At 45.7% G+C, this 16,893-nt stretch carries 16 protein-coding genes; 7 read left to right on the top strand and 9 right to left on the bottom strand.

The genetic code is table 11. The annotated features are described in order from the left end of the window. Window positions 1–169: 169 nt before the first annotated feature. Both QUA13_RS04550 and QUA13_RS04555 read right to left on the bottom strand, forming a co-directional pair. Window positions 170–778 (bottom strand): alpha/beta fold hydrolase, encoded by a 609-nt coding sequence (locus tag QUA13_RS04550; RefSeq protein ID WP_333196976.1) that lies wholly within the window; start codon window positions 776–778, stop codon window positions 170–172. A gap of 2 nt (window positions 779–780) precedes the next feature. Further along, on the bottom strand, window positions 781–1,398 hold the full coding sequence (locus QUA13_RS04555; protein WP_333196978.1) for an alpha/beta fold hydrolase: 618 nt from the start codon (window positions 1,396–1,398) through the stop codon (window positions 781–783). Between the two features lie 317 nt (window positions 1,399–1,715). Between QUA13_RS04555 and QUA13_RS04560 the strand changes: the two genes are divergently transcribed. Further along, the gene (locus tag QUA13_RS04560; protein WP_333196980.1) at window positions 1,716–2,225 is read left to right on the top strand and encodes a hypothetical protein; all 510 of its coding nucleotides are present in this window, start codon (window positions 1,716–1,718) and stop codon (window positions 2,223–2,225) included. A gap of 104 nt (window positions 2,226–2,329) precedes the next feature. On the opposite strand, the gene QUA13_RS04565 is transcribed toward QUA13_RS04560, so the two are convergent. Then, window positions 2,330–3,487, bottom strand: coding sequence for a tetratricopeptide repeat protein (locus QUA13_RS04565; protein ID WP_333196982.1), 1,158 nt, complete (start codon window positions 3,485–3,487; stop codon window positions 2,330–2,332). A gap of 108 nt (window positions 3,488–3,595) precedes the next feature. On the opposite strand from QUA13_RS04565, the gene QUA13_RS04570 reads away from it, so the two are divergent. Continuing rightward, window positions 3,596–3,835 (top strand): YgiT-type zinc finger protein, encoded by a 240-nt coding sequence (locus tag QUA13_RS04570; protein ID WP_333196983.1) that lies wholly within the window; start codon window positions 3,596–3,598, stop codon window positions 3,833–3,835. Window positions 3,836–3,853: 18 nt separating this feature from the next. On the opposite strand, the gene QUA13_RS04575 is transcribed toward QUA13_RS04570, so the two are convergent. The 4 genes from QUA13_RS04575 to sir form a co-directional block, all read right to left on the bottom strand. Beyond that, window positions 3,854–4,606, bottom strand: coding sequence for a PPC domain-containing protein (locus QUA13_RS04575; protein ID WP_333196984.1), 753 nt, complete (start codon window positions 4,604–4,606; stop codon window positions 3,854–3,856). A gap of 53 nt (window positions 4,607–4,659) precedes the next feature. Beyond that, entirely contained in the window at window positions 4,660–5,082 is a 423-nt protein-coding gene (locus tag QUA13_RS04580) for a lysozyme inhibitor LprI family protein (RefSeq protein WP_333196987.1), read from the bottom strand. Between the two features lie 47 nt (window positions 5,083–5,129). Continuing rightward, on the bottom strand, window positions 5,130–5,900 hold the full coding sequence (locus tag QUA13_RS04585; RefSeq protein ID WP_333196989.1) for a 16S rRNA (uracil(1498)-N(3))-methyltransferase: 771 nt from the start codon (window positions 5,898–5,900) through the stop codon (window positions 5,130–5,132). 251 nt (window positions 5,901–6,151) lie between these two features. Beyond that, window positions 6,152–8,143, bottom strand: coding sequence for a sulfite reductase, ferredoxin dependent (gene sir / locus QUA13_RS04590; RefSeq protein WP_333196991.1), 1,992 nt, complete (start codon window positions 8,141–8,143; stop codon window positions 6,152–6,154). 286 nt (window positions 8,144–8,429) lie between these two features. Here sir and QUA13_RS04595 point away from each other — a divergent pair, with 286 nt between their 5' ends. After that, complete coding sequence (locus tag QUA13_RS04595) at window positions 8,430–8,678, top strand: chlororespiratory reduction protein 7 (protein ID WP_172184447.1); 249 nt, start codon at window positions 8,430–8,432, stop codon at window positions 8,676–8,678. Between the two features lie 140 nt (window positions 8,679–8,818). On the opposite strand, the gene QUA13_RS04600 is transcribed toward QUA13_RS04595, so the two are convergent. Both QUA13_RS04600 and QUA13_RS04605 read right to left on the bottom strand, forming a co-directional pair. Next, window positions 8,819–9,199, bottom strand: coding sequence for a hypothetical protein (locus tag QUA13_RS04600; protein WP_333186224.1), 381 nt, complete (start codon window positions 9,197–9,199; stop codon window positions 8,819–8,821). A 106-nt stretch (window positions 9,200–9,305) separates the two neighbouring features. Further along, complete coding sequence (locus QUA13_RS04605; RefSeq protein WP_333196993.1) at window positions 9,306–10,472, bottom strand: glycosyltransferase family 4 protein; 1,167 nt, start codon at window positions 10,470–10,472, stop codon at window positions 9,306–9,308. Window positions 10,473–11,234: 762 nt separating this feature from the next. On the opposite strand from QUA13_RS04605, the gene QUA13_RS04610 reads away from it, so the two are divergent. The 4 genes from QUA13_RS04610 (at window position 11,235) to QUA13_RS04625 (ending at window position 16,679) form a co-directional block, all read left to right on the top strand. Further along, complete coding sequence (locus QUA13_RS04610; protein ID WP_333196994.1) at window positions 11,235–12,281, top strand: ABC transporter substrate-binding protein; 1,047 nt, start codon at window positions 11,235–11,237, stop codon at window positions 12,279–12,281. Window positions 12,282–12,408: 127 nt separating this feature from the next. Beyond that, window positions 12,409–14,001: a sugar ABC transporter ATP-binding protein gene (locus QUA13_RS04615; RefSeq protein WP_333196995.1), complete on the top strand. Its 1,593-nt coding sequence runs from the start codon at window positions 12,409–12,411 to the stop codon at window positions 13,999–14,001. Continuing rightward, the gene (locus QUA13_RS04620; protein WP_333186216.1) at window positions 13,998–15,002 is read left to right on the top strand and encodes an ABC transporter permease subunit; all 1,005 of its coding nucleotides are present in this window, start codon (window positions 13,998–14,000) and stop codon (window positions 15,000–15,002) included. Before QUA13_RS04615 ends, QUA13_RS04620 begins: the two co-directional genes overlap by 4 nt. Before the next feature lie 45 nt (window positions 15,003–15,047). Then, window positions 15,048–16,679 (top strand): iron uptake porin, encoded by a 1,632-nt coding sequence (locus tag QUA13_RS04625; protein WP_333196997.1) that lies wholly within the window; start codon window positions 15,048–15,050, stop codon window positions 16,677–16,679. Window positions 16,680–16,893: the final 214 nt, after the last annotated feature.

Here is a 16,893-nt window from a genome sequence, read left to right on the forward strand (position 1 = left end):
TTAAGTCGGGGAGTTTTTCCATTCCTCGATCTAATGTCTATCTCGTCTTCTTGTCAAGGGGGTTGAGCAATTACCATTAGACAATATTGCAAACTATCTTAAAATACCTCTGCATTTCATCTTCGTTGATGTGCGATTTCCCTATAAATCAAAGATTTATGCAATAAGTTTATTGATTTTTAAATGGTTGTGACAGCGCTTCAGCGACCGCTTTTAAACTGCTGGAATGCCTCGCCATCATGGCATGGGCAAAAATAGACAATTTTACTTCTTTGGCAGCAGATATTTGGGAACTAGAAGCCGGTACGATTATGAAATCCCAATCTGTCCAAATCGAAGTAAAATTAAGCTTTTCCAACAAGGCAGCATCTCGATTTAAATCTTCCAGAAAAGCACTACCAGGACGCATTTGAACGCAGCCTTTTCCCCAGAGAGTGTAAGCCATCCAAGTACCGCTGTGAGGAGAAGATATGGCAATAAAGCGCTGCACTCGGTTAATGCCGCCTAACCTTTGCAGGTAGTAGCGAGTTACTAAACCGCCCATGCTCAATCCTACTATATCTAAATGCTGTTCGGGTGCAAAGGTTTTGTCTATATAATCTGCTATTTGTTGGGCTAATTCGTCTATGCTGGCGTTGCCCCAATGGGGCGAGAGATTGAGGGTGTAGACAGACCATCCCAGTTGGGTGAGGTAGGCAGACATTTTGTTAAAAATTCCCGATTTTCTGAAGATTCCGTGAATTAGCAAGACTGGATTGCGGCTGAAATTGCTATTCATTGTTAAGTGGGAATTTTATTTTTAATAGGTGCTTTGAGTTCTTCAACTAATGCGTTAATACTTAGGGGTTCTGTCACCATTTTGCGGTGCAGCAAAACGTTGACTTTAACTTCTTTACCTACTGGCATTTGGGAGCTGTTTGAGGGTACAATCATTATGTCAAATGGCGTCCACATTGATGTAAAGTTTATGCGTTTGAGCATGGTCACATCTTGATTCAAATCGCGCAGCAAGCCACTATCGGGGCGCATATCCAGGTATCCTGGTAGGCGTAGGGAATAGGCTGTGAGGGTGCCGTGGTGAGGGGAAGATAGGGTGATGAAACGCTGTACGCGGTTGATTCCTCCGAGTCGCTGGACGTAGTAGCGGCTGACGATGCCCCCCATGCTGTAGCCTACTATGTCTAAAGATTGTTCTGGATCGAAGTTTTCAGAGATGTAGTCTGCGAGTTGCTTGGCCAGTAAGTCGAGGCTGAGGCTGCCGTCGTTGGGGGTGAGATTGAGGCTGTGGACTGACCATCCGAGTTGGGTGAGGCGGGCGGACATTTGGCTGAAAATCATCTTTGTGTCCCAGATGCCGTGTATGAGGATGACGGGATTTCGATCGAGCGAACTGTTCATTTTAGGGGAAAATTGCTTGCTGATTACAGCATAAACCACTCCCCTAGGGACTTTTACCCCTACTAGGACAGCTAGCGAATCGGATCGAGGTACGATCGGCAATTAGTGGGAATCGCTAACAAATTCTGAGATACTTGTAAATAAGTGCAAAGCTGTCCTAGTATTTATACCTAAAATTTGCTTGGATGAGGTAGCTTAAATAAAGCAAAATGTAAATTTTGATTAATAAATGTAGACAAAAGTTGCCTTACCTCGTAATCTAACTTTGTTGACAAGCTTGTACAAATTTCTCTAAAAGAACAAAAGGAGTAAGTCTAATGTTTGGTTTTATCAAAAATTTCTTCGGCGGTATTTTCGGCTTTTTCGGCAGACTCTTGGGCTTGAAAAAGTCTGAATATTTCCTAGATTTGGGCGAGTCCGGAGCGAAGGAACCAGCAAAAGTTGAGCCTGCGAAGGTTGAAACTGCTGTTGCCAAGAAAGCTGAGACTGCTGCGATCGCACCGGCAAAAGTTGAGCCTGTTAAGTCTGAGAAGTCTGAGAAGTCTGAGAAGTCTGAGAAGTCTGAACCAGCTAAAAAGGCTAAGGTAGAGAAAAAGTCTAAGAAAGAAAAAGAAAAGGAACCAGCCGCTAGCGTTCCTGCTAATGCTCCAGAACCCGCGAAGGTACCTGCTGCGGCAGCAAATAACGGGAAAGTTCCGAGTCAAGCTGAACCGATTCGGACTTTTGCTCCTAATAATTTAATGCCGACATCAAATGCAAGTCGTCGGAGCCCTGGCCCCAGCATGAACAATTTTCGGGAAATGGCTCGTCAGGTGAAAACGAAGTAGGAAATTGGGAATTGATAATAGGGAATTGGGCATTGGATACTTCCCAATGCTGGCGTTAAATAATTAAAAATGGGATTCCTGATTTTTAATTTTAACTCTTTGTTCTATTCCCTATTTTCTTGGTTTCTGAGGAAGGCTAATCCGCTGTATAGGTGAAAAGCTGAGTCCCAAGGAGTTTCGGATTTGCGATCGACTTCTATATGAGATTCGATCTTGCTCAACATATTAGTGTAATCGAGCACTGTCTCGGCAAAGGGCGTAAATTCTGACCAAACTGTAACGTCAAGCTGGCGATCGAATATTTCCAGTAAATGATTCCAGTTAATTCTGGTGGTACTTTGAGGAATCTGTTGAGAGTTTTTGACTCTGGATTTTTTGTTTTTCGGGTTCGGTGAACTGGGGAAATCGGCAGAAGCTTTGGTGAAGTCAACTCCTTGTTGAAATTCGTAACTTTGGTCGCAAATTCGCAGAATGCAGTTTCTGCTGGGAATGTGCAAGTCACAGATTTGAGCGTAATCTTGCCTGATTTCTCTGTGGCGAAATTGCTCGGTTCTTCGGTTGGGTGAGTAGTCCATGACTTCGATGAACATCGGCAACAAGCCTTCTACTCTTTGGCTAACTTCTGACCAGTTAAATTCGATCGCACCGAGTCGGTCGAGTTGATCTTTGCAAACAACGGCTGGGGAAGAGAGAGACTTGAAGTGTTGCACTCGGAAGATTTGGATTTTTTGAATATCGGTTAGGGTGGCCCAAAATACGGGAATGCCGGCGTTGAGGAGTTCTTGACCGTAAATTCGGAGTTCGGCAATGGGACCAGTTTTGTATAGTCTCCAGCCGCGGCTTTGGATTTGCATCCGGGTTGTGTATGCGTCGATTTTGAAGATTCTGCTGATATTTTGAATGGCTGCGGGTTTGTTTTCGGGGCTAACTGGTTCGAGGATGAGGAGTCCCGGTTCGAGGTTGCTGGGGTCGTTTTTGGCGGTTTCTATGGCTTGTTGGCGGACGTTTTGTTGTGCGATTTCAATCCGTTGAATGCCTTGGCGGGTCTGGGAGACGATTTTGGGGTTGGTAATGTCGCGGAGTATTTGTTTGTAGGTTGTTTGGGCTTTTTCGAGGTTGTTGGTGAGTTCGTAGTAACGGCCGATGTAGTATTGCACCCACGGATTTTCGGGGGATTCTTTTTGCAGTTGTTTGATGAGTTGGGCGGCTTGTTTGTACTCTTTGCCATCTAGGGCGGCGGCTATTTGGTTGATATCTGTCATGGCGGTTGCGGGAATGGCGTTGTTTCTATCTTGGCTGATGTTTGGTTGGTTCCGCCACTGGTTAACAACTTTGGCTCTTGTGTTAACTTATAGATATGATATGAAACTATGACAATCATTGAAAAAATACGTGTCAAATTGCAAGAAACAATGGTGGAACAAAAAGTAACTTATACGCTTGAAATCAATGGTAAGTTTATTATTATTGAAAATGTTCCTGCTAGAGTGTGTTTGGAAACGGGAGAGCGTTTTTTTTCGCCTGAAACTGTGGAACAGTTGCAGAAGATGATTTGGGAAGATAGAAAGCCGACTAGGGTGATTGAAACACCTGTTTTTGAATTTGCTTAGGGGTTGGTTAAAGTTCAGTTAAAGCTGATTGGAATTAATGGTTAAGCTGTAGGAACCTTTGCTTGTGCGATCGCCTCCTTTAACAACTATTTTATAAGTGCCGTTACTAGGCAATTTTACGGTGAGTTGAGACTCTCGGCCATTCTGGGAGTTGCCTGTTTTTTCGGCAATAATTTTGTCGCTGGTGTCGAACAGTGTTATGTTGTGGTCGAATGCTCTGCTTTTGAGGTCGATCGTAATAGATTGACCTGCCCGTCCTTGAAATGTGTGTTGGCGGGATTCGCCTTCTTTTAATGTTTCTCGGCGCTGTAGGATGGAAAGGGATGTGAGTTTTGGTCGATCGACATTGCTCAAATTTAAGCCGTAATTTGTCACGGGGGCCCCGGGGCCATTTCCTTCTCTGACTGCAATGATAAAGCCTGTTTTGTTGTTGGGATCTCGGACTATTTTGTCAATAAATTGGGATTGTATTTCTTTAGCTGTTAGAGGTTTAGGTTGGTTGAAGTTGGGTTTTGAGGTACAGAAAAGCACGGCTCCGTCTTGATAGCGGGCTGCGTAGAACCAGTAGTTTTGACCGTTAGTTGTAAATTCGTTTCGGCTAAAGATAGTGAATCTTTCAAGTTGCGGTAGTTGCTGGTTGCGCTGGCAATTTTTATCGATGTAGATTTCGTTGGCCGATGGCTGTGGCTGGGCGAAAACTGCTGGGACGGTGGTGGTTACAATTGCTGAGATGATCGTGAGGGCGAGGGTGAAGGGCGATCGGCTTTTCATAAATACTTGTTTCTATTTATTATTGTCAGGTGTTGCACTGTCTACTTCGTATTTTATCTCTGTTTTATTAAATACTGTTCTAGTTCCACAGTGCGCTGTTTAGTCATGCGATCCAAACATTCATTGAGGAAACCTCCATAACCCGTACCGCCACGACTTTTATAAACTTCAAATTCACAGGTTTTATCTCTTAACTTAATCCATCCTAATTGTGCTTCGGAAAGTGGCGATCGCTCTTCGCCGCTCAATTGGGACATCAGTTGTTTGTAAACCTCGTTCAGTCGTTGATCCGAGGCTTCATACCTCAACCGAATACAAGTTCTGACTTGCGCATCTCCTTGCGGGCGATCGCAATTAATCTGTTGAGCAATGGGAAAGCTAGGAGATTGTGCAGAAACTGATGTTGTACCGACGAAAATTGCCAAAAGCGCGATCAACCAAAAGGGTGATATATCTTTTCTCAACTCTATTTTCATTGCCCGTCAACTCACCTATTTTATGAATTATTTGTTATTTGTTGATATTAGCACTTCTCAAATGCCGCTCCAACTAAAGACAAAGCCACAATCGGCGCAGTCACCGCCCTGAGAATTCTACTCCCCAAAGAAACAGCTTCAAAACCAAATTCGATCGCCCTTTCCACCTCACCATCAGTCCATCCACCCTCCGGCCCAACAGCAATCACAATCGCTAATTCCTCTTGTTCTTGCTCCCTCCTTAACAAGGGGGGCTGGGGGGGTTCTAAATTACCCAACAAACAATCCCACAAATGCCGATTGTCCCCGCGAGCAACACAGATAAATCGTTTTTTTTGACCGCAATCTTTCACAGCAATATCAAACGAAACAGACTCTAAAATCGTCGGCACAAATTGACGTTCCGACTGTTCTGCCGCCTCCGCAGCAATCCTTCTCCACCGATCGACCTTTTGAGCACTTGGTTTGAGCAAAGTTCGATCGCTCGTCACCGGAACAATACTTGCCACACCCAACTCCGTCGCCTGTCTCACAACCTCATCAAAGCCGTTTCCCTTGGGCAAAGCCGCCATCAAAGTTACTTCCACGGGTAGCTCCCTGTTCACAGAAATCTCCTCTGCTATCGAGGCAAATAACCCGGTTTCCCGCGCTTCTAGGACGGCACACCACCAATGTCCCCGGCCGTCCATCGCAATAAATCGATCGCCCTCACTCAAACGCAGCACTCGGTTTAAATAATGCTGCTGTTCTCTAGTTAAGTCGATTTTGCGATCGCAAATTTGAGTGGGACTAACTGCTAATCTTTGTAATTGAGCCATTAAATTTGGGATTGCTCTTTCCTTAATATATTTTTTTATTTAACCGCAGAGAACGCAGAGAACGCAGAGGAAGAGAAAAAGAGAAGATATAGGCAAGCGGGGTTTCAACCGCTCAAAAATAATAAAGGCAGAGCATCTACAACCGGAATTATCTTACAAATTCAAGTTTTTTTCTGCAAATGCTCTGCCTTTATATTACTTTTGCCAGAAGTCTATTGAATACAATCGAAAATCACAAATTGAAAATCAGCTTATGCTTCCTCCTTAATCTTTTTTAAATAAGTAGAAATCGCTTCTGTAGCTAGCTGTGTAATCGGCTTGCCCTGACGGGCAGCTTCTTCCTTGAGCTCGTTGTAGATTTCATCGCGGACGCTAATTCGACGGCGGACTTTGCCACCGCTAGCAGCGGCAGTCTCGTTCCCGTCATCGTTACTAGACGTAACATCTAAATCATTAATCTCAGTTGTCATCGAGTCAGTAGATTGGTAGTTGGTTACAAATTGACGGATAGATTCTAACCCGACGCGATCGCAAAAATTGCCAAAACTCTCGCTCAGTTGCCGTTTTTGCTTGAAATAAACAAAAACCGGCTCCAGAAAAGCTTCAAAATCCTTTACGTGCAGCTTTTCCTCAATTGGTTTTGCCAGCCGCGTTTGCTCGGGAGAACCGCCCAGCCAAATCTGGTAGGATTCCGGCGAACTCCCGACAAACCCCAATTCTGCCATATAAGGGCGGGCGCATCCATTTGGGCAACCTGTCATCCGCACCACCAAATGCTCGTCTTCCAAGCCCACTTTGGTCAAAAGTGCCCGAATCCGCTCTAAAATACTCGGCATCACGCGCTCAGACTCGGTAATCGCCAGCCCGCAAGTCGGCATTGCCGGACACGCCATTGCATAACGCTCTAAGGGGTCGATCGCAGTTTCTCGCTGAATGCCGCATCGATCGAGTATTCCCTGAATTTCCTGTTTGATATCCGGCGAAATATCGTAAATCAGCACGTTTTGGTGTGGCGTCGCCCGTACCGGCAAGTTGTACTTCTGCACAATTTCCCGCAAAGCCGTTTTTAGCTGAAATGAACCTTCATCCTTGATCCGGCCATTATCCACAGAAATGCCGACAAACAGTTTGCCGTCTCCTTGTTCGTTCCAGCCCAAGAAATCCAAATACTTCCACTCAGGCAGCGGTTTAAAGGCTTCTAGGGGCTTGCCAAAATATTCGGCTACTTTTTCGCGGAACCAGTGTACGCCTTTGTCGTTAATCAGGTACTTCAGCCGCGCGTGCCGTCTGTCTGTGCGATCGCCGTAATCTCTTTGGGTTGCTACAATTGCCTTGACCAAATCGTAAACATCATCCTTGGCAACATAGCAAATCTCGTCAGCAACCCGCGCAAAAGTCTCTTCTTTGTTGTGAGTGCGGCCCAAACCGCCGCCAGCAAACACATCAAAACCTTGCAACTCGCCAGCTTCATTGGTAATTACCACCAAGCTCAAATCCTGAGAGTACAAGTCAATTGAATTGTCTCCCGGCACGGTGACGGAACACTTGAACTTGCGCGGCATATAATGGCTGCCGTAAATTGGTTCTTCTTTGTCGTCGTTAAAAATTGTGCCGTTGCCGTTTTTCTGTCTCGCCGCCTTCACTGCGGGGTCTTCCTCGGCCGAAACAGCTTTTTCGCCGTCCAGCCAAATTTCGTAATAAGCACCGGTTTGCGGCGTCAGCAAATCGGCGACATTGTTGGCGTATTCCAGCGCATACTTGTATTCTGGGCTATTTTTGTACGGTGCTGGCGGTGCCATGACGTTGCGGTTCAAGTCGCCGCAAGCTCCCAAGGTTGACCCCATATTTTTAATAATTGAGGAAAACACTGCTTTAAGATTTTTTTTCAACACCCCGTGAAGTTGGAAACCTTGGCGCGTTGTAACGCGGATGGTGTGGTTGCCGTATTCTTCAGATAGCTTGTCTAAGGCTAGATATAATTGCGGTGGAGTGAACCCGCCGGGATTGCGGGTGCGGAGCATGAACTGATAGTCTTTTTCTTGTCCTTTAACTCGATTGTCGCGGTTGTCTTGCTGGTACGAGCCGTGAAATTTGAGAATCTGAATCCCGTCTTCGGTGAAGTGGGTAGTTTCTTGTAACAGTTCAGTCGCAACGGGTTCTCGTAAATAGTTGCTGCGTTCTTTGAGACCTTCTGATTTAGAGGGTTTGCGCGCAACAGGGGTTGAAGTGGAAGATGTGATCATGGGAATGTATAGTGCCAGTTATAATTAGATACAGCCGATCGAATATTTCTTGACAATGTGACACTTGACAAATTTGCACTTGACAAATCTCCTCAGAAATGCTGTGTCGGATCTGTTGACAACTCGGTTAACAACTAAGTTAATAACGGTAATCCGCTAGGAATTCTGATGGTGCTTAATTGTAACACGATCGAGCGGGGGCTGAAAAATTGTAATTAAGAGTTTATACTTTCGCTCGCTTAAGTTTACGAAACTTTAGAAATAATTAACCTCAACCTTTGAAACTATGTCACTGTATGACGAAGACACCTTTGTGGTCTTAGAAACAAACCAGTCAGAGCAGTTTTTGACTGCGGCGGAACTGTTAGAAAAGCTGAAAGCCGTGTTAACCGAGAAACACGAAGATTTGCCGCAGGACGTGGATAAAATATCTGGCGTGGAAGCTCAAGCCAAGTATTTAATTGATACTTATTGTGAATTAGATGTCGGGCCTGGAAAATTTTTGCAGTGGTACGCTGTGCGCTTGGAAAAGTAATTTTGGGAATGCAGAACTGCGAATTGGGCACTTATACTGAGCGTAGTCGAAGTATCAGGCATCGGAAATTCGGAATTGGTAACAGTCAACAATTCTTCAATTCTTCAATCCAAAATCTAAAATCTAAAATCTAAAATCGGTTAATCTTCTAACTGTTGAACCGATGATACTTCAACTGCGGTAACATCGATCGTACCGGGCGGTGTCAAGCGACTAAAATGACCTTCTTCTATTTTCAGAGGTTCGCCGCAGTTGGCACACTGAAACTGAGTTTGATTTAAAGCTGGAAATTCGTATTGACAAACTGGACACTTGTCCTGAATTAAATTGCGTTTCAGCCACCACTGAAGCGCGAAAAATGCGACCACAGGCGTCAGCAACAAAAAAGCTACTACAATCAACACTGATTTAACTATCCAACCCAAACCAATTGACACCAACAAACACGCGATGCCCAGCAGTATCAGCCAATTGCTAATACGGGGTAGCTTGAAAGATATTTTGGGGGTGCCTTGGTTCACGGTGGTCTCCTTGGGTGTCTTTGCAGGTAGGCATAACTCTATCCTACTCAGAAATTCAGGCGGTCGATCGAGTTAATTTTCCCATTGTACACCCAGAAACCGCTCTCTACGGCATAAGTTGATCTGAGTCAGAGGGTTGAAAAATTCCTTGTAAGGATTGACAAAGGGATTCAAAACTAAATCTTGCGAGGGTTTGTTCCCTCAACCAGTGGCGATCGCACCTTTTATCCTCCCCTCGCAGCATTTCCACACAAGCAACCGCTACTGCTGCCGAATCTCGGTGGGGAACTCTCCATCCCAGTTTACCATCTTGCAGCGGATCGGCCGACCCGTCCGCGTCTCCCGCGAGTACGGGTACTCCGCAAGCCAGCGCTTCCAAATAAACTATACCGAACCCTTCCTGGGAGGGCATTACATAAGCATCGGCCAACTGGTAATGTTCTGCTAAATTTTCTGTCGGTACAAAACCCGCAAATATTACTCTTTCGGTAACTCCCAAATCATCGGCGAGTTTGGCTAATCTAGATCGATCGTCTCCGCGTCCAATAACTAAGTATTTCACATTCGGAAAAGTTTTGGCTATTTGCGGCAAAGCTTGAATTGTGACATCGATGCCTTTGTAAATATCCGTCGATCGCAATCTGGCTACAGTCATCAATATTTTAGCACCAACCAAATTGTACTGCTCTAATAAATCCTGTGGCTTCGGCCCAGTCGTAAATATATTTACATCTACAGTACAAGGCACTATTTGGAATTTTTCGGGATTTAAGCTGTTAATTTCGCAAGTGCGATCGCGCGTGTACCCGCTAATAGTCCAAATACTCTCAGCTTGTCTCATTGCTGTTTGATATTTGGGCGGAAGCGGTTCCCACACTTCCTTGCCGTAAGTTAAAATCGTGTAGGGAATTCCCAGCGGGTGGCATAAAGTTTGGATTAGCGGTGCGAGTTTGATGTGACCGCAAAAAACCCGTTCCGGTCGTTTTTGCAGCAAGCGAGTTAGTAATACTGTAGCAAACTTAAGACGGCCAAACCAGGGATTCTCGGTTTTGAGGTAATAAAATTTGAGATTTTTTGACTCGTAAGCATTGTTGCAGTCTGGGGAATCTCGCAACAGCAAAACTTCAGCTTGCGGTGGCGAGTTTGTCCTTGCAGTTATTGACAAGTAAGCTTTGAAAATGTCTTTAACGTAGGATTGAATGCCGCCTTCGCTGGCAAATATTTCTAGGAAACAGAATAGGTAATTTGTCGATCGCATCTCAGATTTAGGCATTGACAGCGCAGACAATTATTGCTGTAGAGTAACTTGGCAAAAAAGGGCGATCGCCATTGTCCAGAGCTTTTAAACCATGTCAATATGACTGTAGTTGCAGGTTTTACAGCCAAATATTGGACTTATCTACTCTCACCGTTGGTTTTGAGCGGCGATATGCTTTTTAACTAGCGCTTTTTAACTAGCTGCATGGGTGAGCGCGAAGCTTTGCTTTCAGTTTACTATGATCTACCGTTATTGACTGTAAGCTTAATGATTTTTTACAATATCCTACCCCAAGCAAAATTTAAGATTTATTGAGTTGGTGCGGCGCGTGTGACCAGAGTGTGGATTAGCAGATCGGTGGCGATCGAGGCGATCGCATTTTTAGTTTTTGGTGAAAGTATGGTCTATCTAAAGATAGATATAGAGCCAGTATGTAACTGTTATAATCAGCAACATAGAGAGTTAAATTAAATATGACTCAGCCAGGTTTAAAAAACAATTTCTGAAAGATTTTGTCTAAAATATTCTCCTAAAATTTTTTCACGCCTTGCTAAAAAATTAATGCTCAGAAAGCATTAGAATAATTAAGATGGTTGATTATTTTTGAATCGAGGAGAGAGATTAATATTCATATCTTTTCGTTTACAAAAGTAGTCTAGCGAGCCGAGCGAGAAAGTTTTACGAGCTGAAAATAAACACGATCTCGTACAACCGCGTACAAAGAAAAGCCGCTCACCTAAAACATTAGGTATTCGAGCTTAAACCTAACAAAAGCTAATGTTAGGTTGGCAACGTCATATTTACGAGCGACTCTCTCCAAACGAGAATTCATTGGAGTTTGAGGTGAAACGAGTAACGATCGCACTCAGTCTTTTTAGTCTGCTCAGCAGCACTCTGGCAAGTTGCACCGCAGCTTCCCAGAACGCTCAAAACAGTATACAACCAAGCAGCTCCGAACTTTCATCAGTTGCTGTAGCAGTCCGCGACCTCGGCAATCCATTCTTCGTACAAGTTGGCAAGGGCGCTGAGGCCGAAGCCAAGAAAATCGGCGGTGCAAACGTGAGGACAACTCTCGTTTCCAGCGGCGACGATTTAAATCAGCAATTTAATCAAATCGAAAACTTTATTGCCTCTAAGGTCAGCATGATTGTACTCAATGCTGCGGACACAAAAGGCATTGCACCCGCTGTCGAAAAAGCCAAGCAAGCCGGAATTCCGATAATTGCAGTTGATACCGGCGCCGAGGGAGGCGTGGATGCCACAGTTACTTCAAATAACGTGCAAGCTGGCGAAGTAAGCTGTCAATATATAGCCGATCGCTTGCAAGGAAAAGGCAGCGTTGTGATTATCAACGGGCCTCCCGTCGCTTCAGTCGTCGAGCGAGTTCAGGGTTGCCAGAGTGTCTTCTCCAAATATCCCAATCTCAAGGTTCTTTCCAAAGATCAGAACGCTGAAGGCAGCCGGGATGGCGGGTTGAGAGTCATGAGCGATTTGCTTACTTCCTTCCCAAAAATTGATGCTGTTTTTGCAATTAATGACCCCTGTGCCATTGGTGCAGAATTAGCAGCCAAACAGGCACAAAGGAGCGAGTTCTTTATTGTGGGAGTCGATGGTGCACCTGAAGCTTTAGATGCGCTCAAGCAGAACAACAGTTTATTTGTGGCTACAGCAGCTCAAGATCCATTTCGTATGGCAGCCAAGGCCGTTGAAGTCGGGAACGACATTCTCAAAGGAAACAAGCCAGCCGAGCCGAACATTCTGATTCCAGTCGCGCTGATTACTCGCGAAAACGTCAATCAACATAAAGGCTGGACAAGTGAATAAACTAGGAATCGCTGGAAACCGAGTTGTTTGGGAAATTACTTATTTTTAGTAGTCATTCGGCTATTGCTAGGGGTAAGGTGCCCAAGGGGCACTCTACAGAGATATCTGCCATTAACTCCACAAACTAATGGAGCAAACCTCGACTTGTAAGTCGCATAAAATTACGGTAGTTGCGATGGTAAATAGCACTCAAGATACAATTAAAACTAAGCCCGTTCTCGAAATGCAAGGTATTAAAAAAACCTTTCACGGTTTTACAGCCTTGCACGACGTAAATATCACCGTTTACCCGGGTGAAGTTCACGCCCTCATGGGGGAAAACGGTGCGGGAAAAAGTACGCTGATGAAAATTCTGGCGGGAGCCTACATAGCCGATGCAGGCGAAATCAGAATTGACGGTCAAGCTGTTAAGATGACAGACCCCGCTCAAGCCAGAGATTTAGGGATAGCGATTATTTATCAAGAACTCAATCTTGCCCCCAATCTGACAGTTGCTGAAAACATTTTTATGGGCAGCGAGCTGAAGAAAGGAGGTACATTTTTAGACCAAGATGAAATGCGGCGCAAGGCATCTGAGGTCTTGAAAAACCTCGATGCAAATTTTGAGGCTGGAGACCTGGTTTCGACACTTTCAATTGCCGAACAGCAGCAAGTGGAAATAGCTAGGGCGCTCAAACACAATAGCCGAATTTTAGTGATGGACGAGCCGACGGCCGCGCTTTCAGACCGCGAAACAGATAAGCTTTTTGAAGTGGTTCGCCGCTTGCGGAATGAGGGCATTGCTATTATTTATATCAGCCACAGAATGGCAGAAATTTATGCCCTTGCCGATCGCGTGAGCGTCATCCGTGATGGCGGGTATATTGGCTCTCTTGAAAAGCACGAAATTTCGGCCGAACGCCTGGTGGAAATGATGGTGGGTCGTTCTTTACAGGATTTGTACGAAAACAAGCATGAAATAACACCGGGTGCAGTAGTTCTTGAGGTAACAAATTTAAGCGACGGTCACAAAGTAAAGCCGGCCAGTTTTAAACTTCATGCGGGCGAAATTTTGGGTTTAGCGGGTTTAGTTGGCGCCGGCAGAACAGAACTTGCCCGCCTAATTTTTGGTGCTGATCGGAAGGTAAGCGGTGAAATAAAACTGGAAGGTCGTCATCTCAATGTCTCGACACCCGATGAAGGAATGGCCGCCGGAATTGCTTACGTGCCAGAAGATCGCAAAGCTCTCGGACTATTTTTAGAGGCTAGTTCGGGTGAGAATATTACCATGAATGTCCTCGATCGAGAAGCAAAAGCTGGCATTATTAACGAAAAGTTTCTGTTGAGAATTGTCAATGATGCTATTAATAATTTGCAGATTCGCCTTGCAAGTCCGAGCATCAGGGCAATGGATCTTTCTGGGGGAAATCAGCAGAAGTTGCTGCTAGCGCGTTGGTTGGCTATCAACCCAAAGGTACTTTTACTAGATGAACCGACGCGGGGTGTGGACATTGGCGCCAAAAGCGAAATTTATCGAATTATTAGCGATTTGGCAGCCAAAGGCGTAGGTATTTTAATGATTTCCAGCGAACTGCCGGAAATTGTGGGAATGAGCGATCGCGTCTTAGTGATGCGAGCAGGAAGCCTCGTCGGTGAAGTAGGCGGATCGACTGGGGAAGCAATTACGCAAGAGAACATTATGGCTTATGCCACCGGGGCAACAGAGGTAAAAAAATCATGAGTCAAACAGAAGTAAAAAGCACCAGAAATCAATCAAGCGATCGGCAGAAAACAAGTAAAGCTCAAGCTTGGAGAAATTTTATCCAAGTTGCCGGTATCCTGCCGATTTTGGTGGCCATATGTGTAATTTTTTCCCTGGTAACGCCCAACTTTCTTTCCTTAGGAAATTTGATCAATGTCATTCGGCAAGCATCGATCAATATTGTCCTAGCTACAGGCATGACTTTTGTGATTTTGACGGGCGGGATTGACCTTTCTGTTGGGTCAATTTTGGGCGTGACGGCAGTTGTCGGCGTGCTGGTTTCCTTAGTTCCAGGTCTGGGTTGGTTTGCCGTACCGGCTGCGTTAATAGCCGGAGTATTTTTGGGATTAATTAACGGCTCGCTAATTGCCTATTTAGGTTTGCCTCCGTTCATCGTCACCCTGGGTTCTTACACAGCTTTGCGGGGAGTTGCTTATTTAGTAGCTAACGGCACTACCGTTATCAATAGAAATCTGAATTTTGCTTGGGTAGGTAACAATTATGTCGGCCCAATTCCCTGGTTGGTTATTATCGCTTTCCTCGCAGTTTTAGCGAGTTGGTTTGTTTTGCGGCGGACTGTTCTCGGAAGGCATATTTACGCCGTGGGAGGCAACATTCGGGCAGCACGATTGACAGGTATTAAGGTTAGTCGCGTGCTGTTATTTGTCTATGGCGTCAGTGGGTTGCTTTCTGGTTTAGGTGGAATTATGAGCGCGTCGCGCCTCTACAGTGCGACGGGGATGTTAGGGCAAGGCTACGAATTAGATGCGATCGCTGCTGTAATTTTGGGAGGAACCAGTTTCACAGGTGGAATTGGCACTATTTGGGGTACTTTGCTGGGGGCTTTAATTATTGCCCTGCTCAACAATGGACTAACTCTCATGAACGTGTCTTTCTTCTGGCAGTTAGTTGTGAAAGGTCTGGTGATAATTATCGCAGTGACGATTGACAAACTTCGCACCGGTTCAAGCGCAGCGTAATATTGCTAATTCGGTCGATCGGTTCCTTATCCGGAGCTTTGTCCTATGCACATCCAGCATTTTCCTCACCTGATTACTGCTTTTATCCTGGCATCACCGGGTGTATTTCTACTAACATCATCCCCAAGTTTTGCTGCCCCAATTGATAGATTAGTTGCTCCTGAACCGTTAAATACCTTGGCAGAAAAACCCTTCGCGCAGGTGAATTCTGTCTCTCAACTCTCGGATGTAAAACCCACTGACTGGGCGTTTCAGGCGCTGCAATCTCTAGTAGAACGCTACGGCTGCATAGTCGGTTATCCCGACGGAACTTACAGAGGAAACCGGGCGCTGACGCGGTACGAATTTGCCGCAGGATTGAATAGCTGTCTCGATCGAGTCAGCGAACTAATTGCCACAGGAACAACCAACCAGATTACTGGGGAAGATTTAGCGATCGTCCAAAAACTGCAAGCAGAATTTGCAACTGAATTATCGGTGTTGCGGGGTCGAGTCGATGCTCTCGATGCACGCACAGCCGAACTAGAAGCGAATCAGTTCTCGACTACGACGAAACTGAATGCGGAAATTATCGTGGTGGTAACAGATACCTCGGGTAACAGTGTTGGGGATTCGCGCGATCGCACCAACACTATTATTGCCAACCGGGGCCGATTAAATTTGGAAACCAGCTTCACCGGTCGCGATATGCTGAGAACCCGTTTGGAATTCGGCAACTTGGGCAGGATTGCCGACAACACGGGTACAAATATGACTGCCTTGAACTTTGATGGCAATGTCGATAACACAATCACCGTCCCTCACATATTGTATGTCACCCCGCTGACCTCTAATCTCTCGCTGACCGTTGGCCCGACAGGTGTTGGGTATTCGGATATTACCGATTTGCTGACTCCTCCCACGATCGCTAGCGATAGTGAGGGAATTCCCTCAAAGTTCGGACAATACAGCCCCCTCTACCGCCGGGGAGGTGGCGGTGCTGCTGTCAACTGGACGATCGTCAAAAACCTCACCCTGACTGTGGGCTATGTCGCGGGCAATCCCAATCTCTCGCAGCAAAGTAACGGTTTATTCAACGGTTCCTACAATGCTCTGGTTCAGCTTGCCTACCGGGCCGATCGCGGAGCAATTGGCGTAGCCTATTCTCGTACCTTTGCACCCAGCGGTAAAGCCGACCTCACAGGCGGTACGGGCAGTTTTCTGGCTGCGCGACCGTTTGGGGACAATATTGCTACATCCAGCGATTCTGTAGCCGTACAAGGATTCTACCGCCTTGCTCCCCGCTTCCAAGTTCACGGTTGGGGCGTTTATACTCGCGCCAATGCAGAAAATTCTGGTGTTAGCAGCGTTTCTGATGGTAGAGGTGGCGTGGTTTTGCTAAATGTTGACGGTAACGATCGCGCCGATATTGTGTATGCAGCGATCGGGATAAGTTTCCCAGATGTAGGAGGTGAAGGCAACCTACCCGGAATTTTGGTGGGTTTGCCAGGTCGCGTGACGAGCAGTAATGTGCGCCGCGAGCGAGATACTTCCTATCACATTGAAGCGTTCTATCGCTTTCAGGTCAACGACAACATTTCCATCACCCCTGGTGTTTGGGCCGTTGTTAATCCTGAGAATGACAGCCGCAACGACACTCAATGGGTTTGGTTGCTCCGCACGGGCTTTAACTTTTAACAGGAAAGATCTTTTACTAACTTAGTCCTGGACGCAAAAACCCAGTTTCTTGACGTAATTGCCTCATTTGAGACAATAATCACAAGAAACCGGGTTTTTTAGACTGATAGTGCATCCAGGGCTTCTATTCCATGCCACACAACAAAAAACCCCTACCATCGCTGGCTGGGGTAGAAAATTATCAGGGTGCATCTACTAATGTGCTTACTATAGC

This window comes from Microcoleus sp. S28C3 (assembly GCF_036700785.1).
GTDB classification, from domain to species: domain Bacteria; phylum Cyanobacteriota; class Cyanobacteriia; order Cyanobacteriales; family Microcoleaceae; genus Microcoleus; species Microcoleus asticus.